The sequence below is a fragment of the Burkholderia cenocepacia genome (genome assembly GCF_900446215.1).
Lineage (GTDB): Bacteria > Pseudomonadota > Gammaproteobacteria > Burkholderiales > Burkholderiaceae > Burkholderia > Burkholderia cenocepacia.
On record NZ_UAQZ01000001.1, the window covers coordinates 757858 to 783143 of the forward strand.

At 66.7% G+C, this 25286-nt stretch carries 20 protein-coding genes; 10 read left to right on the forward strand and 10 right to left on the reverse strand.

Annotated features, from left to right (window positions below; genetic code table 11):
- Positions 1-72 precede the first annotated feature (72 nt).
- The 5 genes from DTA15_RS03570 (at position 73) to DTA15_RS03590 (ending at position 6267) form a co-directional block, all read left to right on the forward strand.
- Positions 73-1437: a 2-hydroxycarboxylate transporter family protein gene (locus tag DTA15_RS03570; protein WP_006481998.1), complete on the forward strand. Its 1365-nt coding sequence runs from the start codon at positions 73-75 to the stop codon at positions 1435-1437.
- A 120-nt stretch (positions 1438-1557) separates the two neighbouring features.
- A complete protein-coding gene (locus DTA15_RS03575; protein ID WP_012493577.1) occupies positions 1558-3471 on the forward strand; it encodes a sensor histidine kinase in 1914 nt (637 codons plus the stop codon).
- Complete coding sequence (locus DTA15_RS03580) at positions 3461-4822, forward strand: sigma-54-dependent transcriptional regulator (RefSeq protein WP_006484474.1); 1362 nt, start codon at positions 3461-3463, stop codon at positions 4820-4822. The genes DTA15_RS03575 and DTA15_RS03580 overlap by 11 nt, the downstream gene beginning before the upstream one ends.
- Positions 4823-4847: 25 nt before the next feature.
- Complete coding sequence (locus DTA15_RS03585) at positions 4848-5177, forward strand: DUF3579 domain-containing protein (protein WP_006484473.1); 330 nt, start codon at positions 4848-4850, stop codon at positions 5175-5177.
- A gap of 238 nt (positions 5178-5415) precedes the next feature.
- A complete protein-coding gene (locus tag DTA15_RS03590) occupies positions 5416-6267 on the forward strand; it encodes an alpha/beta fold hydrolase (RefSeq protein WP_006484487.1) in 852 nt (283 codons plus the stop codon).
- A gap of 111 nt (positions 6268-6378) precedes the next feature.
- Here the strand turns inward: DTA15_RS03590 and DTA15_RS03595 are convergent, their stop codons facing one another.
- On the reverse strand, positions 6379-6819 hold the full coding sequence (locus DTA15_RS03595; protein WP_006484477.1) for a PACE efflux transporter: 441 nt from the start codon (positions 6817-6819) through the stop codon (positions 6379-6381).
- Between the two features lie 101 nt (positions 6820-6920).
- Between DTA15_RS03595 and DTA15_RS03600 the strand changes: the two genes are divergently transcribed.
- The gene (locus DTA15_RS03600) at positions 6921-7811 is read left to right on the forward strand and encodes a LysR family transcriptional regulator (protein ID WP_006484483.1); all 891 of its coding nucleotides are present in this window, start codon (positions 6921-6923) and stop codon (positions 7809-7811) included.
- 143 nt (positions 7812-7954) lie between these two features.
- Entirely contained in the window at positions 7955-8890 is a 936-nt protein-coding gene (locus tag DTA15_RS03605) for a helix-turn-helix transcriptional regulator (RefSeq protein ID WP_006484498.1), read from the forward strand.
- Here the strand turns inward: DTA15_RS03605 and DTA15_RS03610 are convergent.
- From DTA15_RS03610 to DTA15_RS03630, 5 genes are all read right to left on the reverse strand, one after another.
- Positions 8853-10373 (reverse strand): hypothetical protein, encoded by a 1521-nt coding sequence (locus DTA15_RS03610; protein WP_006484485.1) that lies wholly within the window; start codon positions 10371-10373, stop codon positions 8853-8855. The two genes, DTA15_RS03605 and DTA15_RS03610, sit on opposite strands and share 38 nt — an antisense overlap.
- A 16-nt stretch (positions 10374-10389) precedes the next feature.
- Positions 10390-11724: a DUF6765 family protein gene (locus DTA15_RS03615; RefSeq protein ID WP_006484496.1), complete on the reverse strand. Its 1335-nt coding sequence runs from the start codon at positions 11722-11724 to the stop codon at positions 10390-10392.
- Positions 11724-13358: an LVIVD repeat-containing protein gene (locus tag DTA15_RS03620; protein ID WP_006484478.1), complete on the reverse strand. Its 1635-nt coding sequence runs from the start codon at positions 13356-13358 to the stop codon at positions 11724-11726. Before DTA15_RS03620 ends, DTA15_RS03615 begins: the two co-directional genes overlap by 1 nt.
- A gap of 46 nt (positions 13359-13404) precedes the next feature.
- A complete protein-coding gene (locus tag DTA15_RS03625) occupies positions 13405-13818 on the reverse strand; it encodes a hypothetical protein (RefSeq protein WP_006484488.1) in 414 nt (137 codons plus the stop codon).
- Positions 13819-14111: 293 nt separating this feature from the next.
- Entirely contained in the window at positions 14112-15080 is a 969-nt protein-coding gene (locus DTA15_RS03630; protein ID WP_006484475.1) for a LysR family transcriptional regulator, read from the reverse strand.
- Between the two features lie 161 nt (positions 15081-15241).
- Here DTA15_RS03630 and DTA15_RS03635 point away from each other — a divergent pair, with 161 nt between their 5' ends.
- Both DTA15_RS03635 and DTA15_RS03640 read left to right on the forward strand, forming a co-directional pair.
- Positions 15242-16546, forward strand: coding sequence for an MFS transporter (locus tag DTA15_RS03635; RefSeq protein ID WP_006484476.1), 1305 nt, complete (start codon positions 15242-15244; stop codon positions 16544-16546).
- 72 nt (positions 16547-16618) lie between these two features.
- Positions 16619-18112, forward strand: a complete 1494-nt coding sequence (locus DTA15_RS03640; RefSeq protein ID WP_006484490.1) for a M81 family metallopeptidase — start codon at positions 16619-16621, stop codon at positions 18110-18112.
- 257 nt (positions 18113-18369) lie between these two features.
- Here the strand turns inward: DTA15_RS03640 and DTA15_RS03645 are convergent, their stop codons facing one another.
- Entirely contained in the window at positions 18370-18783 is a 414-nt protein-coding gene (locus DTA15_RS03645) for a hypothetical protein (protein ID WP_012493579.1), read from the reverse strand.
- A gap of 408 nt (positions 18784-19191) precedes the next feature.
- Positions 19192-19638, reverse strand: coding sequence for a VOC family protein (locus tag DTA15_RS03650; protein ID WP_006484486.1), 447 nt, complete (start codon positions 19636-19638; stop codon positions 19192-19194).
- A gap of 116 nt (positions 19639-19754) precedes the next feature.
- Here DTA15_RS03650 and DTA15_RS03655 point away from each other — a divergent pair, with 116 nt between their 5' ends.
- Positions 19755-20345: a TetR/AcrR family transcriptional regulator gene (locus DTA15_RS03655; RefSeq protein ID WP_012493580.1), complete on the forward strand. Its 591-nt coding sequence runs from the start codon at positions 19755-19757 to the stop codon at positions 20343-20345.
- 188 nt (positions 20346-20533) lie between these two features.
- On the opposite strand, the gene opcM is transcribed toward DTA15_RS03655, so the two are convergent.
- Positions 20534-22075 carry a multidrug efflux transporter outer membrane subunit OpcM gene (opcM, locus tag DTA15_RS03660; RefSeq protein WP_006484479.1) on the reverse strand — a complete coding sequence of 514 codons (1542 nt, stop codon included), beginning with the start codon at positions 22073-22075 and terminating at the stop codon, positions 20534-20536.
- A gap of 10 nt (positions 22076-22085) precedes the next feature.
- The gene (ceoB, locus tag DTA15_RS03665; RefSeq protein WP_006484500.1) at positions 22086-25286 is read right to left on the reverse strand and encodes a multidrug efflux RND transporter permease subunit CeoB; all 3201 of its coding nucleotides are present in this window, start codon (positions 25284-25286) and stop codon (positions 22086-22088) included.

Below are 25286 nucleotides of genomic sequence, written 5' to 3' on the forward strand. Positions count from 1 at the left end.
CGGGGGTTGCGTAATAGACGGCACACGATGCCGCGAAGCGATGCAGGCATTCCAAACATCAGGAGACACGTCTTGCAGACCTCTATCCAAACCCCGTCCCATCCGGAGCCGCTTGCCGCGGCCGGTCCCGCCACGCGCGAACGCTTCTGGCCGGAAGGCTGGTGGAAGCTGATGGAAATCCGCATCGGCATCATCCCGCTGCCGGTCTACGTGATCCTGTTCGGGCTGATCGTCGGCTTCGCGGTCACGGGCAAGGTGCCCGGCGAAATCTCGATGGCGATCGCCGTGCTCGCGTTCTTCGGCTTCACCTGCGCCGAACTCGGCAAGCGCCTGCCGCTCTTGCGCAACATCGGCGCGGCCGCGATCTTCGCGACCTTCGTGCCGTCGGCGCTCACGTACTACCACGTGCTGCCGAAGCCGGTGCTGAACCTCACCGTCGAGTTCACGAAGTCGACCAACTTCCTGTACCTGTTCATCGCGTCGATCATCGTCGGCAGCATCCTGAGCATGGACCGCCGCGTGCTGATCCAGGGCTTCGTGAAGATCTTCATTCCGCTCGCGGCCGGGTCGGTCGCGGCGGCGATCGTCGGCACGGCGGTCGGCACCGCGCTCGGCCTCGGCGCGCGCCACACGCTGCTGTACATCGTCGTACCGATCATGGCGGGCGGCGTCGGCGAAGGCGCGATTCCGCTGTCGATCGGCTATTCGGAACTGATGCACCTGCCGCAGGGCGAGATGTTCGCGATGGTGCTGCCGCCGGTGATGCTCGGCAGCCTGACCGCGATCATCCTGTCGGGCGCGCTCGACATGCTCGGCAAGCGCCTGCCGCACCTGACCGGCAACGGCCGCCTGCAGGTCGGCGAAAGCGGCGACATGACGCCGGAAAGCGAAGAGATCCGCGGCCACGTCGACGTCACGCACATCGCGGGCGCCGGCATCACCGCGATCACGCTGTACCTCGTCGGCCTGATGGCGCACAAGCTGTTCGGCCTGCCCGCGCCGGTCGCGATGCTGTTCCTCGCGGTGCTGGTGAAGCTCGCGCGTGCGGTGTCGCCGCCGCTGCAGGAAGGCGCGTTCGTCGTCTACAAGTTCTTCTCGACCGCCGTCACGTATCCGCTGCTGTTCGCGATCGGCGTCGCGATGACGCCGTGGGACAAGCTGACCGCCGCGTTCACGCTCGTCAACGTGGTCACGATCGTGTCGACCGTCGCGACGTTGATGGGCACCGGTTTCGTGGTCGGCCGCCTGCTGAAGATGTACCCTATCGACACCGCAATCGTGAACGCCTGCCACAGCGGGCAAGGCGGCACCGGCGACGTCGCGATCCTGACCGCCGCGAACCGGATGCAGCTGATGCCGTTCGCGCAGATCGCCACCCGCATCGGCGGCGCGATCGTCGTCACGGTGACGCTGATCCTGGTCGCGCACTTCGGATAACGCGCGGCCGCGCGCCCCGTCGCGCCGGCTGCCTCGCACGCGCCGCCGCCGGCCTTGGCCGGTGCGCGGCGCGCGTCGTTCAACGCGGCCAGGGCCGGTTCACGCCGATAGCGGGCTTCGATGAGGGCGAACGTGCAGAAGAGCTTCAAGGGAATCCCGTGGTGGGGCTGGGCATCGGCCGCGGTGCTGTATGTCGGCGTGGCCGGCGCGGCCGTCGACTTCGCGTGGGAACGCGCGATCGACGCGCTCGAGGAAGCCGGCGCGCACCGGCTCGACCTGTATGCGTCGAGCCTGAAAAGCGAGCTCGGCCGCTTCGAGATCCTGCCCGGGCTGGTCGCGCGGCAGGACGGCGTGCGCGCGATGCTGAAAGCCGCGCCGAACGATGCGCCCGAACGCGTGCATGCGGTGAACACCTACCTCGAAGCCGTGAACCGCGACGCGGGCAGCGGCGCGGTCGACGTGATCGACCTGCAAGGCGACGTGATCGCCGCGAGCAACTGGAACGAGACGATCAGCTTCGTCGGCACCAACGTGTCGTACCGGCCGTACTTCAAGGACGCGCTCGCACGCGGCAGCGGCCGCTTCTTCGGCATCGGCACCAACACCGGCGTGCCGGGCGTCTACTTCGCGAGCGCGGTGCGCAGCGACGGCGTACCGATCGGCGTGGCCGCCGTGAAGATCAGCGTCGATCCGCTCGAATCGGCATGGCGCGCGCCGGGCGTCGCCGCGATGGTCGTCGACAGCAACGGCGTGGTCGTGATCTCGACCGAGCCCGCGTGGAAATTCACCGCGCTGCGCCCGATCACCGCGCAGCAGCAGCGCGACATCCAGGCGTCGCGCCAGTACGCGGGCCGCACCGTCGACGCGCTGCCCTATCGCCGCATCGGCGATCGCAGCTCGGCCGCGTGGTTCGGCACCTTCCCCGATCCGCGCCACGCCGGCCGCACCACGCGCTATCTCGTGATGTCGCGCCCCGCGCCGCAGGCCGGCGATTCGCTGATGGTGCTGCTCGACATCGCGGGCGCGCGACGCCAGCAGCAGACGGCGTTCGTGTTCGTCACCGGCGCGTTCCTGATCGTCGCGCTGCTGGTCGGCTATGCGATCCAGCGCCGCCGGGCGATCCTCGCGCGGCTGAACGCGCAGGATGCGCTGCGCCGCGCGAACGACCGGCTCGAACTGACCGTCGCGCAACGCACCGCCGCGCTGACGGCCGCGAACGAGCGGATGCAGCGCGAGATCGACGAGCGCGAACGCACCGAGCAGCGGCTGCGCGCGTCGCAGCAGGAAGTCGTGCACGCGGGCAAGCTCGCGGTGCTCGGGCAGATGGCCGCCGGCCTCACGCACGAGCTGAACCAGCCGCTCGTCGCGATCCGCACGCTGTGCGACAACGCGCGCACGTTCTTCGAGCGCGGCCAGCCGGCGCCGGCGCTCGCGAATCTCGAGCGGGTCGGCAAGCTGGTCGACGGCATGGCCGTGCTCACCGGCGAGCTGAAGACCTTCGCGCGCAAGCCCGACGTCGAGCGCGTCGCGGTATCGCTGAACGAGGCCGTCGCGCATGCGCGGCTCATCTACGATGCGCGCATTCGCGACGAAGGCGTACGGCTCGACGTGAACATCGCGCCCGGCACGACGGTCTCGGCCGAATCGAGCCAGTTGCAGCAGGTGATCGTGAACCTGCTCGGCAACGCGCTCGACGCGGTGCACGACGCGCCGGTGCGCCGCATCGTCATCGAGGCGGTCGAAGCGGACGAAGCGGACGACGCGGACGAGGCGGACGACGCCGGTCGCGTGCGCCTGACGGTGACCGACAGCGGCGCGGGCATCGCGCCCGACGTGCTGCCGCACCTGTTCGAGCCGTTCGTCACGACCAAGCCGCGCGGCCAGGGCCTCGGGCTCGGCCTCGCGATCACGTCGCGCATCGTCGAGGCGTTCGGCGCGAGGATCACCGCGACGAACCGCGACGAAGGCGGCGCGCAGTTCACCATCGAATTCGCGGCGGCGACGCCGCAACAGAGGACAGAGCATGGAAGATGAGATTCGGGTGCTGGTCGTCGAGGACGATGAAAACGTCCGGATCGGCGTCGAGCAGGCCGTCGCGCTCGCCGGGTTCCCGGTCGACGCGTTCGCGTCCGCCGCCGACGCGCTCGCGCACGTCGCGCCCGGCGCGCCGGTGGTGATCGTGTCGGACGTGCGGATGCCCGGCATCGACGGGCTGCAGCTGCTCGACCGCGTGATGGCCATCGACGCGCAGATCCCGGTCGTGCTGATCAGCGGCCACGCGGACATCTCGACGGCCGTCGGCGCGATGCAGGTCGGCGCGTACGACTTCATCGAGAAGCCGTTTTCGTCGGACGTGATCGCCGGCCGCGTCGCGCGCGCGGTCGAGAAGCGCCGCCTGACGCTCGAGGTGCAGGGGCTGCGCGCGGCGCTGAACAACTGGCAGGGCATCGAGGCGTTCGTGCTCGGCAAGTCGCCCGCGATGGCCGACGTGCGCAAGAAGATCCTGCGCCTCGCCGATACGTCGGTGTCGGTGCTGATCACCGGCGAGACGGGCACCGGCAAGGAGTTGATCGCGCGCAGCCTGCACGACTTCGGCGGCCGCCGCGACGCGCATTTCGTCGCGCTGAACTGCGGCGGCCTGCCCGAGCAGGTGTTCGAGAGCGAGCTGTTCGGCCACGAGGCCGGCGCGTTCACCGGCGCGATCAAGAAGCGCATCGGCAAGATCGAGTGGGCGGACGGCGGCACGCTGTTCCTCGACGAGATCGAGACGATGCCGATCGCGCTGCAGATCAAGATGCTGCGCGTGCTGCAGGAACGCGTGGTCGAGCGGCTCGGCGCGAACGACCTGATTCCGGTCGACTGCCGCGTGGTGGCCGCGTCGAAGGCGGATCTCGCCGAACTCGCGGCCGACGGACGTTTTCGCGCGGATCTGCTGTATCGCCTCAACGTCGCGCAGATCGAGCTGCCGCCGCTGCGCGAACGGCGCGAGGACGTGCCGCTGCTGTTCGAGCATTTCGTGCTCGCGGCCGCGCGGCGCTTCGGGCAGCCGGCGCCGGTCGTCACCGCCGCGCAGGTATCCGAACTGATGACGCACGCGTGGCCCGGCAACGTGCGCGAGCTGCAGAACGTGGCCGACCGCTTCGTGCTCGGGCTGACCGGCGACAGCCTGCTGTCGTCCGGCGGCACGCCGACGGCCGGCAGCACGCTCGCGGAGCAGCTCGCGTATTTCGAGCGGATGCTGATCGAGGACATGCTGCGGCGTCACCACGGCAACGTCGCGGACGCGAGCGAGGCGCTCGGCATGCCGAAGAAAACGCTCTATCACAAGCTGCGCAACCTCCGGATTCCCGCGCGCGGCGACGCCGCGGCCGACGGCGGCGAATGACGCGCACGAGGACACGCACCCCAGCATGGATCGCATCGACATCACCGACCACGGCCGCATCGCCGGCCATTTGATCCGCGGCGTCACGCGCGCGCAGAAAACCTTCCGCCCGAGCGACTGGCCCGAGCGCCTCGCGGGCGTCATCACGCTGTTCGTCGGCGAACGGCGGCCCGGCTATCCGTGCGCGCTGTCGCGGCTCGCGATGCCGGTCGTCGACGGCGGCGTCAAATGCCTGTTCGTGTCCGACGAATTGCGCGCCGTCTGCGCGGACGCATTCGATTTCGCGATGCAGTTCGCCACCGACAACGACCTCCCCGTCGAGCTTCAGACCGCGCCCGCGTTGAGCGTGCGCTGACGCGCCCCCTTCCCCGTTCCGATGCCAGCGCGCGTGCGCGCAGCCCGCGGCACGCCCTTTCATCGGCGAAACGAATCGTCAGACGATTGAAGGCTTCGGTGCATGACCACGCTCCGACAGGGGTTTCCGGCGACGCCATCAAAAAAATTGATCGTCACGATGAAAATTATGCGTTTTCCTTGCAGGTCGCCGTGATGCATAGTTGCGTCGTGTTGACGCACCTTTGAGCCTTTCAGCCATGAACATGCGAATCGAGCCGTCCGTGCTCGCGAACCCCGACCTGCAATTTGCGACGCTTTCGTCAGGCATCAGCCTGCCGTATGTCGAGCGGGGCAGCGGTGCGCCGATGGTGTTCGTGCACGGCTCGCTGTGCGACTACCGCTACTGGGATCCGCAGCTCGCGGCGCTGTCGGCCCACTACCGCTGCATCGCGCCGAGCCTCAGCCATTACTGGCCGGCCGTCGAAGCGGGCATTCAGGACGAGTTCAGTTGGCAGAACCACGTCGACGAGCTCGCCGAATTCATCGATGCGCTCGATCTCGGCCCCGTGCACCTGGTCGGCCATTCGCGCGGCGGTAGCGTCGCGTTCAACGTCGCGCGCCAGCATCCGCACCTCGTCGAGTCGCTGACGCTCGCCGATCCGGGCGGCCCGCTCCAGCAGCCCGGCGTGCGCGAAGCCGCGCTGCCGGCCGCCGCCCTCGCGCTGCGCACGAAGGCCGTGAACCTGATCGGGCAAGGCGACGTCGAAGCCGGTCTCGAGATGTTCGTCGATTCCGTGAGCCTGCCCGGCGCATGGAAGAAGAGCACGGCGCGCTTTCGCACGATGGCGATCGACAATGCGAGCACGCTGCCGAAGCAGCTGCGCGACCCGCTGCCCGCGTATTCGCAGCACACGGCCGGCGACATCGCATGCCGCACGCTGCTGATCGACGGCCAGCGCAGCCCGAAGATGTTCCGTCACAACGTCGACACGCTGTCGCAGTGGATCGGCGATGCGCAACGGCAGACCGTCGCCGGCGCATCGCACGGAATGAACGCGGCGAGCCCCGCGGTGTTCAACCGTTACGTGCACGAGTTCGTCGGCGCGTAACGTCGCGGGCGGCAGGCGCGCCGCCCCTCTTCGCTGCCGTCGTCGCACGGCCTGCTACCGAAACGACACGACGCGTACTGCCCGCATCGAATCGTTTCGCATCCCTCTGCGTCATGCCACCGGCGCCGCCTTGCGCGTCACCGCGTCCGGCAACCCGAACACGCTGTCGAACGCCCAGTTGTACGTGAACGTGAAGATCGGGAAGAACACGATCAGCACCGCGTCGTACAGGAACGCCTGCAGCAGCGACACGTCGAGCCACCACGCGATCAGCGGAATCAGGAACGTCACGAGCGCGATCTGGAATCCGATCGCATGCACGACGCGCCGCCCGACGGTGCGCGTCGTTTCCGCGCGCCGCCGCTCCCACGCCTCGAAGCCGAGGTTGTACAGAAAATTGACGATGACGCCCGTCGTCGAGATCATCACGCCGAGCAGCCCGCTCGTCGCCGCGCTCGCGCCGCTCAACATGCCGAGCACCGACGACGCGACGAGGATGCCGAGCACCTCGAACATCACGACGTAGACTATGCGTCTCTTCCATCCTTGCATGACCGACCACCTTCATATCGAACCAGGTGGCGAGACTACCGCGGGCACGTCGTCCGCCAAAGTCAGGTCCTTTCAATTTTTCTGACAGGAGACGGCCGACCATGCTGACCAGCGATCACATCGACATGCTGCTGACCGTCATCGACAAAGGCTCGTTCTCGGCGGCCGCGCGTGCGCTCGGCCGTACGCCGTCGGCAGTCAGCATGGCGATCGCGAACCTCGAGGCCGAACTCGACCTCGTGCTGTTCGATCGCGGCACGCGCGAGCCGACGCCGACCGCCGCGATGGCCGCGCTGCTGCCCGACGCACGCGCGATCGCCGAACGGCTGCATGCGCTGCGCGCGCATGCGCAGCACTTGTCGGAAGGCGTCGAGGACACGCTGCGGCTCGGGCTCGCGGCCGAAATCGACGGTGCGCCGGTTGCACGCGCGCTGACGGCCGTCGCGGCGCAATATCCGGCGCTCGCGGTCAGCGTCGTCACGGCGCCGCAGGATGTGATCGTCGATGCGCTGCATCGCGGCGCCGTCGATCTTTGCGTCGCGTACGGCGGGCTCGATCTGCATCCGCAGGAACAGATTCACGCGCTGTGGACCGAGACGCTGATCGCGGTCGCCGCGCCCGACCATCCTGCGATTGCCGAAGCCGCGCATCCGGAAGCGATCGAGCGATTGTCGGGATTTCGGCAGATCGTGATCGCCGATCCGGAGCGGCCACTCACCGACGTGCGGCCGCTGATCGGCAACCGCACGTGGAAGGTGACCGACATGGCGACCGCGATCGCGCTCGTGAAGGCCGGTCATGGCTGGGCGAACTTGCCGGAATCGATCATTGGCCGCTATGTGGCCGACGGCGAACTCGCACCGCTCGTGTTCGCGAACATCCGCAACGGGTTGCCGTTGCCCGTGTATTTGCGGCGGCCGAAACATACGGGGCTCGGCAAGGCGGCGAGCGAGCTGGTGCGGGCGCTGCGGGCTGCCGCCGGCAATTCCTGACGGTTGCGGCCCTGGCTCACACACGCCGCCAGGTAAGCAACGAGTAAGTATCGCGGCCTACAGTGGGTTCGCTTGCGCGATGCCATCGAGGCATCGAATCGCATCTCGGGAACCGCTCGCCAGATCAGACGAAAGGAGAACGCGTGATCAGCCGGCCAGCCATGAGGGACGTCTGCGCGATTGCGCCGAACGGAAGCCGCGTCGGTTGGCATCCGCCGCACAAGTGGAAAAGGCAGCCCGTCGCACCATCGTTCGCCGCGGTCTCGATCGAGCACTACATCGCTGGCGCCACGGAAATCGTCGATCTGGAGACGACCGGCCCGATCCTGGGCATGTATCTGCAGGCGCCCACGACACTCGAGCTGCGAACGAACACCGGCCGGTGGGCACCGACCCGCATCCGCGGACCGCTGGCTTATGTTCCGCCCGGCTTCTCGTTTTCCGGCCGATGGTCCGATGAAATCGAGTGGATCAGCGTCCATTTCGAACCGTCATGGCTGTCGCGGACAGGGCTGCAAAGCGACGTCTGGTTCGCGTCGGCCGCGCTCCGGATGGACGTGATCGACGACCTGCTCACACAGATCGTCCGCAGCCTCCATGAAGACGCCGTCGCGGGGATGCCGCAGGGCCCGACCTATGCGGAAGCGCTCGGCTCAGCCGCGCTGCACCGCATGCTGCACCTGGAATCTCGGCCGCAGGCGAAGCAATATGCGCATGCCGGCATGATGCGCAAGGCCGGTGAGTACATCAGGGACCATTTCCGCGGCCCGCTGACGCTGATGATGGTGGCCGATGCGGTCGGCTACCCGGGCGATCTCTATTCGTTCATCCGGAGCTTCAGAAAGGCCAACGGACTGACGCCGCACCAGTACATCATCGAGAACCGCCTTCAAGCCGCCCGCCGCCTGATCGAGCGCGGGGCATACGGCGTGACGGAAGCCGCGATCGACTGCGGCTTCTCGTCGGCGAGCCACTTTTCGGCGACATTCCGCAAGCGGTGGGGCGTGTCGCCCTCCGCACTCAAGCCGCGCGCCGCGACCGCTACGCCAGCGGAAGCGACAGAATCCACAGGCCGCTGATCGTCAATGCGATCGTCAGCACCAGCAGCGGCAACTGGCCGACGGTCGCCGTTGCGGCCGGACGGCCGCTCCGGACGGCAATCGCATGCGTGAGCATCACGCTCACGACGTGCCCGGCGAGAATCAGGAGCACCTGCGCATGCCAGATGTATCCGACGTCGATGAGCGCCTGGGCTGCCGACATCTGATCGGCCGCGGCCGCCACCGGCAGCAGATTCCACCCGAGGCCGAGCGGATCGGACGCGAGCCGGAAGATCTGCCGCCCCTGATCCCAGAACAGCGTGAAGTAATGGCAGACGTTGTAGAAGAACGCGATCGGCAGCAGTACCAGGCAGAACTGCCGCGAGAACGACCCTCCGCCCGACGACGAACGCGAACTGATCGCGCCGAGCGTGCAGCAGCCCCGGAACACCAGGTAATACGCGATGCCGATGATCGCGAACGCCACCCATTGCCAGATCAGCAGGATGTCCGCTGAAAAAGCGTAGTGCCGGCCGAGCGACGGAAACAGATCGACGACGTGCGGATAGATGCTGCGCCAGAAGAATGCGTGCCACGTAGCCGTATCGCGCAAGCCGTCGTAGGCCGTCGACGACAGCATGAACGACAGAACGGCGATGACGCTGGTATCCGCCGGCCCGTCGCGCGACATGTCCGCGACCGGATTTCTCGATTCCACGATCACGTGACGACGCGCTGCCCAACGCCATTTCAGCGGCGACAGCTTCGCGCATAGCCTGCACAGCACGCCGAACGTATCGCCGTGGGCGAGCCAGCGCTCGCGCCCGAAGCAGAACGCACCAATCAGCGCATACGCGGCATACGCGACGAGGAACAGGCCGACGTCTCGGGGGCGCCCCGCGCCGAACAGTTCCAGCGCGATGAGCGCGATATAGCCGCCCAACGCGGGCCACGAGGCGAGATGTTCGGGATAACGATAGCGCCCGCGCTCCAGGACGGGGAAACAGCGCACGGCGATTCGCAACAGAAGCGCAAACGGATTGGTGAATGCATAGACGTCACCCAATATCGCGCTGACATACAAGGCGCCCAGATAGAACCAGATCCAGAAGCCCGGCATCGCCAGGTTCAGGAACGGATTCGTGGTTCCCGCGAGGCCGGCCACGACCAGGAGCGCGACGAATACCGCACTCGCGATTTGCGCGGCGTTCACGAGCGGAACCGGGATTCGCAGCGCTTTCGTCCAGGTTTCGGATCGCCTTCCCGGCTCGGGTGCGCGCATGCCCGACGCAAACGCAAGGATCATGAAGGACACCATCAGCGTGCCCGTTGCGGCATACGCATACAGCCACAACGGCACCGGAAGGTAGTACGGGATATTCCATGCGTGGGCGCTCGCGCCGGTTGGCGTGCACAAGACAATCCATGCGAGCCCGAAGGTCAGCCATCCCTTTCCGTGCAATGCGACGCCTTCGAACTGGCCGCTCGCCCGCGCCGATTGATGCACGATATCGTCACGCATTTCGACGTCTTCCCGATCAGTAGTCGGCCGACGAGATCCATCCCGTCACCTTCCAGCCGATTCCATTGCGCTTCTCCGACACGATCCCCACGGTGTCGTACGGTGCGTCGAGCAGTTTGACGAGTGCAACGGCGCGCGGGTGGCCGGCGCTCGACCACGGTAGCGCAAACACCACGAAAGGCAGGACGGGGGACGGCTTCTCGCCTTCGACGATCAGCGGCAGCACGGCGTCGTTCAATGACCTGAACACCTCGAACGACGTGCGATTGCGCGCAGGTGCGAGCGAATGCGTCGCCGAATGCGGTAACCCTTCGACGGCCAGATAAGCGCCGTGATCCCTCAGTCTCCATCCAACCAGCGCGTTGACCAACGCATCGTCAGGCTTCTGCCCGCGCTCGACCGAAATCGCGGGCAGCCAGCGCTTGTCGACCGGCGACGTCGTGACCCAGTCGCTGAGAAAGCGTGTGTAGAAATCGACGATGTCCTTGTCGACGCCAGCTTGCATCGCCGACGGCAGCGGCGCGGGCAGGTCGCGCCGCCCATGCCATCGGACGGTTTTCCACGCAGGCCCGTCGGGCAGGCTGATACCGTCGAGAAACGACGTATCCGCGATGCCGTTCGCGACGAACCAGTCCGACTTCGCGCGCTTCGTTCGCGCAGCGACGAAGTCGGGAAGCCGTTGCCGGACTTGATCCCAGGGTGCCGCCTGCCGCGCCGCTCCATCGATAGCCGGATACCGGATCATCTGAAGGTAGGTCGCCTGCGCCATCGCTTCCACATCGGCGACCCGACGCCAGGTCAGCTCCGCCGCGTGGCTAGACGATGTGTGTCGATCGAGCGGCGCCGCCATCGCCAGACCGGCATCGCACGCGATGCCGTCGCGGCTCCAGTCCGGAACGGACGGCACACCGCGATGCGCCCACGAATCCTGCCAGCCATGGAGCGCGCGGCCGAATTCGCCGAGCATGAATGCGGCCTTGCCGCCGCCGGCCTTGCCGAGCGCCGCGTCGACGGGCGCGAGCGCAGCCGGCCCACCGGGCACTACGGCTCTTGCCTGCGCATCGACCGGTACGCTGGGCGCGCCCGGATAGTGTCGGGCCTGCGCATCGAGCGCATCGGGGACAAAGCGCGACAGGCACGCGTACTGCAACGGCGATGTCATGTACTCGATCGATCCTGCATCGATGCGTTGATCCGCGAGCGCAATGGCCTCGGCGTCGCGCGGCGCGAAGCCGGCCTGCCGTGCCAGCCAAAGCGTGAGGCCGAAGTGCACGTCGGCCTCGAAACCGGCACACGTCAGCGGCATCGCGAGCGCAATCGCGCAAACCAGCAGGTCACGGCGAAAGCGCATCAATTGCCGATCTCCGTCGCCTTCGTGCTTTCGGGGAACGGCCAACTGTCGTTCTCGAACGACAACACGAGCATGCCGTTGTCCTGGCATGCGGTGGTCAGCAGGTGGCGATCGAAATCGAAATCGAGACGCGACGCACACCAGTCCGGCCCGCCCGCACGGTACTGACCGAACATCAGATGCGCCGAGCCCGCGCCGGGCGACTTCACCGAAGCCGGGTTGTAGTACGCGATCTCCTTCGGCTTCGACGGATCGCGAATGTCGAAGACGCGAATGCCGGAGTTGAAGTAACTGCACGCGAGCGCGGTCGCGTTCTGCCGGTTGTCGACGCTGCAGTAGTGCGCGCCGTACGTGAATGTGGTCAGGCCGGTGATATCGGGAATGACCTGGCTGCAGTTCGCGATCGCGTGCGTTTCGAGCCGGAGCTCCGACACCAGCCGCGGCGCAGCTTCGTTGGACATGTCGTAGATGTGCCCCATCGGGAACGGCGCCACACCGGCATTGCATGCGGCTTTGACCGCCGTTGCGCCCGGATCCTGGAGCCCGCCGCCCCCGCCCTCGTCGACTTCGATCAGATACGGTTTGCCCGCCACGGCGAACGAGATCGTATGTTGCGCGACGCTGCCGTTCCGCACCGGCACGGTCGCGATCCGGTGCATCTGCGCGTTGGGACGCCGGCTCTGCACTTCGCTGGTATCGACGACGAAAAAGCCGTTGTCGCCGGTCGCGTTCGCGTCGTTCAGCGGCGGCGCACTCATGCCGACGGCCGCACCGCCGTTCCCCGACGCGACGAAGTACGCCCGCGTTCCGTCCTGGCTCACCGACAGGCCGTGCGAAAAACTGCCCATGCCCAGATCCGGCAGGCCGATCGCGGAAATCATCTTCGGCCGGGTCGGCACGGTCAGGTCGATCGCGTAGTAGCTTTTCGTGAAGGCGCCGCCGACGTAATAGGTCAGCCCGTCGGGTGAAAATCCGCCTTCGTGGCCGAGCGACCGGGTGGTCGGTACGATACCGCCGTCCGCGCCCGTGCCGACCGGCACGCTCGCCAGCAACTGCGGCCGTGTGCAATCCGAAGCAATGTCGTACAGGTCGATCTCCGGGCCGCCACCGCCGCCCAGGCCGTTGTCGGCGGCGAGGATCCCGCGCGCGACGTTCACGCGCAGCGACTCCCACGGATCGATCATCGACGTGGACGTCAGCGAGCTCACCCGCACCGGCCGCGCCGGGTTGGTGATGTCGATCACCGGCACGCCCGGGTTCACGCGCGGCGGCGCATCGGGATTGTTGAACAGCGCGCTCGCGCCCATCGTCGCGTGATAGAAGCAGGTCTGGCCTTTCCTGTCGGTATACGTAGCGGCCGACCACGACGCGCCTTCGCCCTGAACCTGGCTCACGCGCTTGAGGTTGCAGTTAAAGCCACCGAAGCCGGCCTGTCGAAGTGCGGCCGGCACCTGCCCCTGCAGCGCGGTCTCGGGCGTATCGCCCGGGCTGCAGCTCGGCACCCGCGGCACGACATAGTCGGCCACGGACACGCCGGGCGTGGCCGCCGGCGTGTCATCGGCTTCTCCGCCGCAGCCGGTCAGCACGAACATGCAGAGCGACAGCGCGAACGCTGCGCGAATCGGTGATTGCATCGTTGTCTCCTTCCGTCTTGTTTGTCGTGGTGAAAATGCGCTGCGGTCACGGCCCCGGATAGATTTCGATCACGGCGACCTCGATCGTGTCGCCGGTCCGGCTGTGGAAATGCAGCGAGAAACGCCCGGTGATGCCGACCGGGACAATATCCAGCGACTGCGTGCTGCCGGACGCGCATGCCGCCAACGCCCCCGGTATTTCGTGCGCCATCAGGACGCCGGTTTCCCGCGCATGCACGTCGATATGCACCGGCATGCCTTCGTGAATCGCGATCACGGGTCGCGCCCACGGCGCCCGGTCGCGGTCCACGTCGACGGAAAAATGCCGTTGCTGCGGCAGCGCCGGCGATGCCCGCGACACATGCCTCGCGACGCCGTACGCCAGCAGCAGCGTCAACGCGATCGCGACCCATGCCGACGCCCGCCGGCGTCCTGCCTCGATGCTCGTGCTTCGTTCCATCGACACTCACGCCACGCGAGGTGGCTCCGTCAAACCGCCCGCCCATCGGGTGGATTCGATATCGATGGATGGTAGTGAGCGGTGCCGCGACGAGATATCAACTTATTGCGGACTGTCGAGAAATTGCGTACCGAGTAACCCGAGTAGGCGCGACGAATGAAGCGCCGCGCCGATGTCGTTTCGGCGGGTGGCGGGAAAGGGAACGGGAGCCCGGCGCGACGGCTTGCCGGGAAATCGCATCAACGACACACGACGCGCCGACGCCTGAGCGTCGCCTCCGGCGACAGCGCCCGTCAACGCGCGCGCTTCGCCGCGCGCGGCCGTTTCCCGGTCGGGCCCCGACGCGTCGCCGCTCCCGCGAACATCGTCATGTCGTGCAGCAGGCAGTTCAGCAACGTATCGGCCGCGACGCCGAGCGGCCGCCCCGCCTTCACGAGCAGGCGCGCTTTCGCGGAATCGAACAACGGATGCGCGATCGGCAGCGCGACGAGTTCGCCGCTCTCGAGTTCGCGATACGCGGCGAATGCGCCGATCAACGTAATCCCCTCGTGGCGCTTCACGAAATGGCGCAACACCGCGAGCGAGTTGGTCGTCAGCGTCGGACGGATCGGCAGGTTCTCGGTATACGCCAGCATCTGCGCGACCTGACCGAGGCCGAACGCCGGCGGCATCAGTGCGAGCGGATATTCGCCGAGTTCGTGCGCGCGCACCGCGCCGCCCCGCACCGCGAGCGGATGGCCGGCATGAACGAGCGCCACCACCGGCTGCGACGACGTGGCGAGATACGCGATCTCCGGATGAGCCGGCGGGTTGTACGCGAGCCCGATGTGCGCGCGGCTCTCCGCCACTTCCTGCAGCACGTTGTTGACGGGCAGCACATCGACGATCACGTCGAGCTTCGGGTAACGCATGCAGAAATCGGTCAGCACCTCGTCCATCAGCACGTCGACGTAGCCTTCGCTGGTGACGATGCGCACCTGGCCGGATTGCAGCCGCCGCAACGCCTGCAGGCGTTCCTCGAACAATTCCTGCTGCGAGCGGCAACCGCGCCAGTATTCGAGCAGATGCGCGGCCGCCTCGGTCGGCCGCACGCCGCGCGCCTGCCGTTCGAACAGCTCGACGCCGATCTCCTCCTCGAGCAGGCGAATCTGCCGCGTGATCACGGACGGCGCGGTATTGATGCTGTCGGCCGCGCCGCGGATGGAGCCGTGGGTCAGCACCTCGTGGAAGTAGCGCAAGCGGCGCTGGTTGAGTTCGCGCATGGCGTGTCCGGTCTGTCTGATGTTTGCTGGCGGTTTGCCCGAGTGTTGCCTGTCGAGCAACATTAGATCACTTAAGTTGCTCTTGCTCTGCTTTTTCGGCTCTTCGACGATGCGGCAATCGGAACCCGTCCCGCAACACGCTTACGCCACTGGAGAGCGACATGTCCGCCGTCCCAACCTCCCGCCGTCCGGTCGCGCACGACAGCGCGCCAGTACAGGCGCTGTACCGCAAACTGAACTGGCGCCTGCTGCCGCTGCTGTTGCTCTGCTACACGTTCGCGTATCTGGATCGCGTCAACATCGGCTTCGCGAAACTTCACATGCAAAGCGCGCTCGGCTTCTCCGACGCGGCCTACGGCCTCGGCGCGGGCATTTTCTTCCTCGGCTACGTGCTGTTCGAGATTCCGAGCAACCTGATGCTGCCCCGGATCGGCGCGCGCAAGACCATCAGCCGGATCATGGTGCTGTGGGGGCTCACGTCCGCCGCGATGATGTTCGTGCACGACACCACGTCGTTCTACGTGCTGCGCTTTCTGCTCGGCGTGTTCGAGGCCGGCTTCGCGCCGGGCATGATCTTCTACCTGACCTACTGGTACGGCCCGCGCCGCATGGCCGGCGTGATGGCCGTCGTGATGCTGGCCGGGCCGATCGGCGGCATCGTCGGCTCGCCGCTGTCGACCTGGCTGATGACGGCCCTCGACGGCGCGCACGGGCTGGCCGGCTGGCAGTGGATGTTCGTCGCGGAAGGCTTGCCGTGCGCGGTGCTCGGCCTGCTGGTGCTGAAGGTACTGGCCGATCGCCCGGACGATGCGACGTGGCTGAGCGACCGCGAGAAGAGCCTGCTCGCCACCGAGCTGCAGACGCCCGCGGTCGGCCACCACGCGTTCGGGCAGGCGGCGCGTGACCCGCGCGTCTACCTGCTGGCGTTCGCGTACTTCACGATGATCTGCGGAATTTACGCGGTCAGCTTCTGGCTGCCGTCGATCCTCAAGGCCAACGGCGTGACCGACACGATGCAGATCGGCTTCTATTCGATGATTCCGTACATCGGCGCCGCCTGCGCGATGCTCGTGATCGGCCGGCGCTCGGACCGGCGCGGCGAACGCCGCTGGCACAGCGCGGTGTCGGCGCTCGTCGGCGCGGCCGCGCTGGCCGCCGCGACCTGGGCCGGCGGCAATCTCGCGATCTCGCTCGTCTGCATGACGATCGCCACGGCGCTGTTGTGGGCGGCCTACACCGTGTTCTGGGCCATCCCGTCGCAATACCTGACCGGCAACGCGGCGGCCGGCGGCATCGCGCTCATCAACACGATCGGCCTGTTCGGCGGCTTCCTCAGCCCGACGCTGATCGGCGAGATCCGCACCGCCACCGGCAGCATGCAGGCGGGATTGCTCGTGATCGTCGCGCTGATGGTCGCGGGCGCCGTCGCGCTGATCATGAACCGCCTGCCCGCCGCAGCGCGCTGACCGGCGTGCCGCGACGGCACCGTAGCGCCCCATCGACCCCGCACACCCGCCTGCTTTACTGGACTCAGACACATGACCCGACGCATTCTCGTTGCCGGTTTCCAGCATGAAACCAATACCTTCGCGCCCACCAAGGCCGCCTATGCCAACTTCGAACGCGGCGAAGGATTTCCCGCGCTGGTACGCGGCGCCGACGTGCTCGCGCTACGCGACGTCAACATTCCGGCCGGCGGCTTCATCAACGCGGCCGAGCGGCGCGGCTGGCGCTTGCTGCCGGTGATCTGGGCCGGCGCGAGCCCATCGGCGCACGTCACCGAGGACGCCTTCGAACGCATCGCCGGCGAGATCGTCGAGGCGGCGCGACGCGGCGGCTGCGACGCGGTGTATCTGGACCTGCACGGCGCGATGGTCGCCGAGCACACGGACGACGGCGAAGGCACCCTGCTCGAGCGCGTGCGCGCCGCGGTCGGCCCGGACGTGCCGGTGGTCGCGTCGCTCGATCTGCACGCGAACGTGACCGACCTGATGCTGCGCCACGCCGACGCACTGGTCGCCTTTCGCACGTATCCGCACGTGGACATGGCGGAAACCGGCGAACGCGCGGCCGCGCTGCTCGAACGCCTGCTCGCGGGCCGCGGCCCGCTGCATCGCGCGGCGCGGCGGCTGCCGTTCCTGATTCCGATCAACGGGATGTGCACGCTGCTCGATCCCGCTTGCACGATGTACGCGCGCCTTGCGGCGCTCGAAGCCGGCGGCGTGGTGTCGCTGTCGTTCGCACCGGGCTTCCCGGCCGCGGATTTCCCGGAATGCGGTCCGGTCATCTGGGGCTATGGCGACGCCGACGCGGTAGAGGCCGCCGTACAGACGCTGTACGACACGATGCTGGCCGACGAGGCGCAGTGGCAGGTGCCGTTCCTGTCGCCGGACGACGCCGTGCGCGAGGCGATGCGGCTCGCGGCGGACGCAAGCAAACCGGTCGTGATCGCCGACACGCAGGACAACCCGGGCGCGGGCGGCGATTCGAATACGACGGGCCTGCTTCGCGCGCTGCTGCGTCATGGCGCGCAGGACGCGGCGCTCGGCCTGCTGTGGGATCCGGCGGCGGTGGCCGCGGCGTGGCGCGCGGGAGCCGGCGCGCGCATCGACCTGTCGCTCGGCGGCTCGGGTGTGCCCGGCGACGAGCCGCTTCGCGCGCGCTTCGAGGTCGTCGCGCTGTCCGACGGCATCTGCCGCTACGACGGCCCGATGATGAACGGCATGCAGGCCGACGTCGGGCCGGTCGCGTGCCTGCGGATCGACGGCGTGCGGATCGTCGTGAGCGCCGGCAAGGCGCAGATGCTCGATCGCAATCTGTATCGGGTGGGCGGAATCGAGCCGGAGGCGATGAAGATTCTCGTCAACAAGAGCTCGGTGCACTTCCGCGCCGATTTCCAGGACATCGCGCACGCGGTGCTGGTCGCCAAGGCGCCGGGGCCGATGCAGGCCGACCCGGCGGACCTGCCGTGGACCCGGCTCGCGCGCGGGATGCGGATGAAGCCGATGGGACGCGCGTTCGGCGGCGCGTGATGCGGTGATGTGGTGGCGCGTGACCGGTTCCGCGCGGATGCGGACGCGGCGTCACGCGTTGCCGCTCTGCCCGCACGCTGATCGTCGTCATCCATCGACGGCGCGCGGGGCGGGACGCCGCCGCGCCGTCGGAAGGTGCCGGGCGGAACTGACCGTTAGTTGCGACATGCGGTGCAATGAAAAAGGTTCTTCGTGGATTTCCGTGGACGTCGCCTTCCGTTCCGGCGTGGTCGCTTATCCGCACGTTGCCCGGAAAGTCAGCGGATAAGCTGTCCGAAAACCCGCGCCCACGCCGCCCGAAGGCGTCGCGCGCGGTCTTCGAGGAGATAGGAAGCCGCAAGCGCCAAGAGACCTGAAATTGCCCCCGTCACGATGTGCTCGACATAGGGAATACGGTAATGACTCGTGTGCGAGTAGGCGTCGCCCAGCGTCGTCAGGACGCCAACGACCAGCGCATTGCCGTATCGATGCGCGTAGAGTTTTCCCACCGGCGTGAAAGTCAGGAGTACAGCCAGAAGTCCAGTCAGCAGACCCGTATGAAATGCGATGGTCCAGTGGGGAAGGCTCGTGATGTTTCCCCAGCTCCCCGGCATGCAGGTCATGCACGCACTGGTTGGCTGCCAGAAACGCTGGACGAACAGCCTGACGCGGTGCTTCCACCCGGTTGACATGGTGCGTTCCCATCAATGCCGTTGCAACGGCCGGCGCCGCCACACGTATCGTTGAAGCAGTTTCCCAACGCTTGACGAGCCTGCCACCGTCGTCACGGGATGGTCGGCTGTCCGCCGAAGAGACCCGGCAATCACCTGAACATGGGGAAATACTACTCCACGATCAATTGGCCGCCGTGTCGACCAAGACCGGAATTCGACTCTTGCTTCTATCGGCGCGACCCCGTCCGCGACGCGCATCGAATGATGCCCTTGCACGCGAAGTCGACGGCCGGCATCGCCCAATTCCGGTCCATCAGATTTCGCGAAAGCGGCCGCTCCAGCTCGAAATGGTGTTACTCCGAGAACACGCCACGCGCAGCGCAATCGACGAAACGGGCAGATGCTGCGCGACTCGACCACAGATTGTCAAACGGGCTTATCGCTGCAATGGCTGGTGTAGACGCTGATGCCATTGCCGTCTGGATCCTGCATCGAAAAATAGTGGTGACCGTATAGCTCGCCGTCCGCAATGGCTGACGGTGAATATCCTTTCGTGATCAGGCTGGCCCTGTACGACTCCAGATCCGCTTTTGTATGTCCTCCAATCATCAGGTCAATCTTTTCGCTGCTGAAATCGGGCCTCTGACCACTCCGACTGTCCAGCAAAGTGGCCGTCTGATCATCGCCTTTCTTGAACAGCAGCAGATGCGTGCCACCCCGCATTTCAATGATTGCCATCCCGGGAAAGGCATCGAATGCACGCAGACCTAACCCAGTGTAAAAGCGATAGCTCTCGTCGACATCCTGCACTTTCATGACGAAGTGACTGAGCGCTACAGCAGGCAATTGATCGTCGGTTTCATGTTCGTTCATCACTTCCCTCACGCGTTTGTTGGAAAAAATCTTGCACCGCGTACATCTCTGCACTAATCTGACTGGCCAGTCGGAAACGTTATACGACTGACCAGTCGAAAATGCAAGGGGGTGCCGTGGCACGCAAGAAGGAAATCGATAGGGATCGGGTCCTGGACGCCGCTGGGGCCGTCATCCTTGAATCCGGGGGGCGGAATTTCACGCTCGATGCCGTCGCGGAACGCTCGGGAATCAGTAAGGGCGGTCTTGTGTATACCTTTGCGACCAAGGATCAACTGATACTGGCGACGCTGGAACGCGAAATGTCGCAGTTTCAGGAGGCAGTACGCCGGCGGCTGGGCAGTGGACGGACCGGGCCAGTCGAATTGGCCCTCGCGTATATCGACGAAGCCTTGGACGAGGACGACGCCACGACGCAGAAGGCCGCTTTTCTCGTAACCGCCCTGGTGCATGCGCCGAACATGCTGGAGCCGGTGCGTCACCATTACCGCGCACTACTCGATGCGCTTCGAAAGGAACATGGCGAGAATGCCGAAGTACGTCAGGCGCTACTGGCTGTCGAAGGCATTTTTCTGCTCCGGGGGCTCGGGTTCGTGGAAGTGCCCCCCGACGAGCACAAATCCGTCTTGCGTCACGCACGCAACACCGTCCTCGCGGCGTCGAACAAACCGACATATCGGCCATCCCGAGAAGCAAAGAAACAATGATAAGCACGGCGATCCGCCGATTTTGCGGACAATGTAGCGCGTGTTTACGAGTGTCTCTTCATGGAATCCCCGACGCTCCCCGAAATTCGCGATGAACCATAAAAAAACCCCGGCATGCAGACCTGAGCCTGCATGCCGGGGTTCTTCGCTTCACGGTCGGCAAGCGACGAATCGCCCGCCGTTCGCGCTTACCGCGCAGCTACGTCAGCCTTGCCAGACGCCGCATCACCCACCGCCGTCGGCGCCGGCGCATTCCCCCACCCGCCGCCCAGCGCACGGATCAGATTGACGGTCGACACCGCCTGCGCACCCGTCAACTGGTTCGCCTGCAACTGCGACTGCAGCACCGAGCGCTCGCTGTCGATCACGTCGAGATATGCGACCTCGCCTTCCTGATATTGCGTGCGCGACAACGTCGCCGCCCGGCGCGACGCATTGACGGCCGCCTCCTGCGCGCGGATCTGATCATCGAGCAAACGCAGATCGGCGAGATTGTCCTCGACCTCGCGGAACGCGACGAGCACCTGCTGCCGGTAGTTCGCGACCTGCTCGTCGTACTGCGCGCGCGCCTGCTGCACGCCGGCCGCCCGCCGTCCGCCGTCGAACAGCGGCAACGTCAGCGCGGTACCGGCGAACGGCCCGAGCAGGAACGTACGGCTCGACCACAGGAACAGGTTGCCGAGCGTCGACGCTTCATAGCCGAACGACCCGGTGATATCGAGCTTCGGGAAGTACGCCGACTTCGCGAGCCCGATCCGCGCGTTCGCGGCCGCCATCGCGCGTTCGGCCGCCGACACGTCCGGGCGGCGTTCGAGCAGCGCGGACGGCAGGCCCGGCGGAATCTTCACCGCGACCGGCACGATCGGCGTTTCCTTGAACGCGAAATCCGCGGGCGCCTTGCCGAGCAGGATGGCGAGCGCATGCTCGGACGCCGCGCGCCGGCGCGCGACGCCGACCGCATCGGCCTGCGCGCTCGCCAGTTCGTTCTTCGCGCGCGACACGTCGAGCTCGCTGATGTCGCCTTCGTTGAAGCGGCGCTGCACGAGCTTCAGTGCCTGCTCGCGCAACTCGACCGTGCGGCGGTACAGGTCCTGGTCCGAATCGAGCTGACGCAGTTCGAAGTAGTTCTGCGCGACGTCGGCCTGCAGCGCGAGCTGCACCGAACGGAACAGCGCTTCGCTCTGCGCCTGATCGGCACGCGACGCCTCGACGTTGCGGCCGACGCGGCCGAACAGATCGGCTTCGTACGACACCGTGCCCTGCGCGCGCCACAGCGTCGCGTTGGTCGGGCCGGTGCCCTGCGGCTGGAACTGCGACGCCGACGACAGCCCCTCGCGCGTCGGCCCGAAACCGGCGCCGACCTGCGGGAACCATTGCGAGCGCGCCGAACGCGTCGCCGCCCGCGCTTCCTCGACCCGCGCGGCCGCGGCCTTCAGGTTCTGGTTCGCGGCAAGCGCCTGCGTCTCGAGCGAATCGAGCACCGGGTCGCCGAACACCTTCCACCATTCGCCGCGGTGTTCGCCATCCGACGGCTCGGCCGTCTTCCACGTGCCGGCCTGCTCGCCGGCGGCGAGGGTCGGCGCTTCCTTGAACGCGGCGGGCGCCGCCGCGTCGGGACGCTGGTAGTCGGGGCCGACCGCACACGCGGCGAGCAGCGTCGCGAGCAGGGTGCTCGCGGCCGCCACCTTCGCGAAGCGCATCAGGCCGTTCGTGTTGTGCATGTTGTCCATCTTTCTATCCTCAAGCATCGGAAGCCGACGCACCCGACGGCGACACGCCATAACCCGCCGAGTCCTTGCCGGCGACGTGAATCTTGCCGCCCGCGAGCGTGCGCAGCACGACGTAGAACACCGGCGTCAGCATCAGCCCGAACAGCGTCACGCCGAGCATCCCGAAGAACACCGCGACCCCCATCGCATGACGCATTTCCGAACCCGCGCCGGTCGACGTGACGAGCGGCACCACGCCCATGATGAAAGCGATCGACGTCATCAGGATCGGGCGCAGCCGCAGCCGGCTCGCCTCGATCGCGGCCTCGAGCGGCGTCCTGCCGTCGTGTTCGAGCTCGCGCGCGAATTCGACGATCAGGATCGCGTTCTTCGCCGACAGCCCCACCAGCACCATCAGGCCGATCTGCGTGAAGATGTTGTTGTCGCCCTGCGTGAGCCACACGCCCGTCAGCGCCGACAGAATGCTCATCGGCACGATCAGGATCACCGCGAGCGGCAGCGTCAGGCTTTCATACAGCGCGGCGAGCACGAGGAACACGAGCAGCACGCTGATCGGGAACACCCACATCGCCGAATCGCCCGCGAGGATCTGCTGGTACGTGAGGTCGGTCCACTCGAAGCGCACGCCGCGCGGCAGCGTCTCGTGCGCGATGCGCTCGACCGCGGCCTGCGCCTGCCCCGACGAGAAGCCGGGCGCCGGGCCGCCGTTGATGTCGGCCGCCGTGTAGCCGTTGTAGCGCACGACCATTTCCGGGCCGAACGTCGGCGTCACGGTGACCAGCGACGACAGCGGCACCATCTCGCCCTTGTCGTTGCGCGTCTTCAGTTGCAGGATGTCGTCCGCGCGCTGGCGGAACGGCGCATCGGCCTGCACGCGCACCTGGTACACGCGTCCGAAGCGGTTGAAGTCGTTCACGTACAGCGAACCCAGATACACCTGCATCGTGTTGAACACGTCGGTCACCGGCACGCCGAGCTGCTTCGCCTTCACGCGGTCGAGATCGACGTTGAGCTGCGGCACGTTGATCTGGTAGCTCGTGAACAGCGGGCCGAGTTCAGGCGCCTGCTGCGCGCGCTTGATGAAGTCGTTGGTCGCATCCGACAGCTTCGCGTAGCCGACCGCGCCGCGATCCTCGATCTGCATCTTGAACCCGCCGAGCGTACCGAGGCCGAGCACCGGCGGCGGCGGGAACACCGCGACGAACGAATCCTTCATCGCGCCGTACTTCTGGTTCAGCGCACCCGCGATGGCGCCGGCCGACAGCGCCTTGCCGTGCCGTTCCGCGAACGGCTTGAGCGTGACGAACACGATGCCCGCGCTCGAGCTGTTGGTGAAGCCGTTCACCGACAGCCCCGGGAACGCGACCGCGCTCTCGACGCCCGGCTGCTTCAGCGCGATCGAACCCATGTCGCGGATCACCTTCTCGGTGCGGTCGAGCGACGCACCGTTCGGCAGCTGCGCGAACGCGATCAGGTATTCCTTGTCCTGCGCGGGCACGAAGCCGCCCGGCACGACCTTCGACACGAGCACCGTCGCGCCCACCAGCACGAGATACACGCCGAGCATCAGCGTCTTGCGCGACAGCACGCCGCGCACGCCGCGGCCGTAGTTCTCCGCCCCGCGATGGAACACCTTGTTGAAGCCGCGGAAGAAGCCGCCGAGCACGCGGTTCATCACACGCGTGAGCCAGTCTTCCTTGTCGCCGTGCCCCTTCAGCAGGATCGCGGACAGCGCCGGCGACAGCGTCAGCGAGTTGAACGCCGAGATCACCGTCGAGATCGCGATGGTCATCGCGAACTGCTTGTAGAACTGGCCGGTCAGGCCCGACATGAACGCGAGCGGCACGAACACGGCGACCAGCGTCAGCGCGATCGCGATGATCGGCCCGCTCACTTCCTGCATCGCCTTGTAGGTCGCCTGCCGCGCGTTCATCCCGTTCTCGATGTTGCGCTCGACGTTCTCGACGACGACGATCGCATCGTCGACCACGATCCCGATCGCGAGCACCATCCCGAACAGCGACAACGCGTTGATCGAATACCCGAACGCGAGCAGCAGCGAGAACGTGCCGATGATCGACACCGGCACCGCGATCAGCGGAATCAGCGACGCGCGCCAGGTCTGCAGGAACACGATCACGACGATCACGACCAGCGCGATCGCTTCGAGCAGCGTGTGCACGACGGCCTTGATCGACGAGCGCACGAACTGCGTCGGGTCATAGACGATCTTGTAGTCGACGCCCGCCGGCATGTCCTGCTTCAGTTCGGCCATCGTCTTGCGCACTTCGTCCGAGATCTGCAGCGAGTTCGCGCCCGGCGACTGGTTGATCGCCATCGCGACGGCCGGCTTGTTGTCGAGCAGCGAGCGCAGCCCGTACTCGGACGCGTCGAGCTGGATCCGCGCGATGTCGCGCAGGTGCGTGACGCCGCCATCCGGCGTCGTCTTCACGACGATGTCGCCGAATTCGTCTTCCGTCTGCAGACGGCCGCGCGCGTTCACCGACAGCTGCAGCGGCGTGCCGGGCAGCGACGGCGATGCGCCGATCACGCCGGCCGCGACCTGCACGTTCTGCTCGCGGATCGCCTGCACGACGTCCTCGGCCGACAGCCCGCGCTGCGCGACCTTCTGCGGATCGAGCCACACGCGCATCGCGTAGTCGCCCGAACCCCACAGCTGCACCTGGCCGACGCCCTGGATCCGCGACAGGCGATCCTTCACGTTGATCAGCGCGTAGTTGCGCAGGTAGGTCATGTCGTAGCGGTTGTCCGGCGAGATCAGGTGGACCACCATCGTCAGCGTCGGCGAGCTCTTCACCGTGGTGATGCCGAGCCGCTGCACGTCTTCCGGCAAGCGCGGCAGCGCCTGGTTCACGCGGTTCTGCACGAGCTGCGTGGCCTTGTCCGGATCGGTGCCCAGCTTGAACGTGACGGTGATCGTCATGTTGCCGTCGCTGTTCGCCTGCGACTGCATGTAGAGCATGTCCTCGACGCCGTTGATCTGCTCTTCAAGTGGCGACGCGACCGTCTCGGCGATCACTTTCGGGTTCGCGCCCGGGTACTGCGCCTTCACGATCACCGAAGGCGGCACGACTTCCGGATATTCCGAAATCGGCAGCAGGAACATCGCGATCACCCCGCCGAGCAGGATGATCACCGATAGGACTCCTGCAAAGATCGGCCGGTCGATAAAGAATTTGGAAATGTTCAT

Bases quoted from the DNA above. Each gene is read 5' to 3' on its own strand.
- DTA15_RS03610 (WP_006484485.1), bottom strand. From the start codon at position 10,373: ATGCGTGACGATATCGTGCATCAATCGGCGCGGGCGAGCGGCCAGTTC.
- ceoB (WP_006484500.1), bottom strand. From the start codon at position 25,286: ATGAACATTTCCAAATTCTTTATCGACCGGCCGATCTTTGCAGGAGTC.
- DTA15_RS03585 (WP_006484473.1), top strand. From the start codon at position 4,848: ATGGATCGCATCGACATCACCGACCACGGCCGCATCGCCGGCCATTTG.
- DTA15_RS03595 (WP_006484477.1), bottom strand. From the start codon at position 6,819: ATGCAAGGATGGAAGAGACGCATAGTCTACGTCGTGATGTTCGAGGTG.
- DTA15_RS03600 (WP_006484483.1), top strand. From the start codon at position 6,921: ATGCTGACCAGCGATCACATCGACATGCTGCTGACCGTCATCGACAAA.
- DTA15_RS03640 (WP_006484490.1), top strand. From the start codon at position 16,619: ATGACCCGACGCATTCTCGTTGCCGGTTTCCAGCATGAAACCAATACC.
- DTA15_RS03575 (WP_012493577.1), top strand. From the start codon at position 1,558: ATGAGGGCGAACGTGCAGAAGAGCTTCAAGGGAATCCCGTGGTGGGGC.
- DTA15_RS03590 (WP_006484487.1), top strand. From the start codon at position 5,416: ATGAACATGCGAATCGAGCCGTCCGTGCTCGCGAACCCCGACCTGCAA.
- DTA15_RS03620 (WP_006484478.1), bottom strand. From the start codon at position 13,358: ATGCAATCACCGATTCGCGCAGCGTTCGCGCTGTCGCTCTGCATGTTC.
- DTA15_RS03650 (WP_006484486.1), bottom strand. From the start codon at position 19,638: ATGAACGAACATGAAACCGACGATCAATTGCCTGCTGTAGCGCTCAGT.
- opcM (WP_006484479.1), bottom strand. From the start codon at position 22,075: ATGGACAACATGCACAACACGAACGGCCTGATGCGCTTCGCGAAGGTG.
- DTA15_RS03630 (WP_006484475.1), bottom strand. From the start codon at position 15,080: ATGCGCGAACTCAACCAGCGCCGCTTGCGCTACTTCCACGAGGTGCTG.
- DTA15_RS03645 (WP_012493579.1), bottom strand. From the start codon at position 18,783: ATGTCAACCGGGTGGAAGCACCGCGTCAGGCTGTTCGTCCAGCGTTTC.
- DTA15_RS03615 (WP_006484496.1), bottom strand. From the start codon at position 11,724: ATGCGCTTTCGCCGTGACCTGCTGGTTTGCGCGATTGCGCTCGCGATG.
- DTA15_RS03580 (WP_006484474.1), top strand. From the start codon at position 3,461: ATGGAAGATGAGATTCGGGTGCTGGTCGTCGAGGACGATGAAAACGTC.
- DTA15_RS03625 (WP_006484488.1), bottom strand. From the start codon at position 13,818: ATGGAACGAAGCACGAGCATCGAGGCAGGACGCCGGCGGGCGTCGGCA.
- DTA15_RS03635 (WP_006484476.1), top strand. From the start codon at position 15,242: ATGTCCGCCGTCCCAACCTCCCGCCGTCCGGTCGCGCACGACAGCGCG.